General features: G+C 50.6%; 1 pseudogene. It reads left to right on the forward strand.

The window, feature by feature from the left end:
- Positions 1-789 (forward strand): annotated as a pseudogene (locus B3P58_RS05520) (regulatory protein NosR); the annotation flags it as partial.

Genomic DNA, 789 nt, shown 5'->3' on the forward strand with positions numbered 1-789 from the left:
GCTTAACGATACCTTTATTGATCTGTATGTTGCCTATCTGAACGCGCCAACTATTGGCCGCAACCTGTTGGGTGACAGTCAGTACCGTTTCCTGATGGAGGAGCTGAAACCCGGCGAGCACGCCATTGCTGTGCTGGCCAACGGCATGTTCTCATTTAAAGGATCAGGCTATGTGCGCGGCGGTATTTTTGACCGCATCCAGCTGCGTCAATTTGGTGATGTTATCTCCTTCCGCGATCTGGACCAGCAACGTCTGTACGATGTCATGGCCGACGGCGCACCGGATTTTAAAGAAAAATCGCTGTTTATTATCCGTGACAAAAGCCATTTTGACCCTGGCACTGACTGGACCTTTGAGTTGCTGGTACGCCGCCAGACAGGCCCGGTGGATGGCGTATTCACCAGTTTCGAACTGGGTTATCAACTGCCCCAAACCTACTTCGAACGGCCAGCATTAACAGCCGAAGAACAGGCTGCCATTGAAGAAGCCAACCGCCCTCTGTGGCTGAACATCTGGTATCAGAAGAGTTTCCAGATCGGAGTTCTGATAACTGCCCTGGGTGTTTTGCTGGTGATTTTATTCCTGCAGGATTATTTCACCAGCAAACCTGCATTTCTGCACTGGCTGCGCCGGGGTTATCTGTTATTTACCGTGTTCTTTATTGGCTGGTATTGCCTCGGCCAGCTGTCGGTTGTCAACGTACTGACCTTTGTTCATTCACTGATGCAGGGCTTCCGCTGGGAGCTGTTTCTCAGCGATCCCGTTATATTTATTCTCTGGGCATTTAC

Origin of the sequence: Thalassolituus sp. UBA2009, from assembly GCF_002335285.1 — a bacterium.
In the GTDB taxonomy this organism is placed as follows: domain Bacteria; phylum Pseudomonadota; class Gammaproteobacteria; order Pseudomonadales; family Oceanobacteraceae; genus Venatoribacter; species Venatoribacter alkanivorans.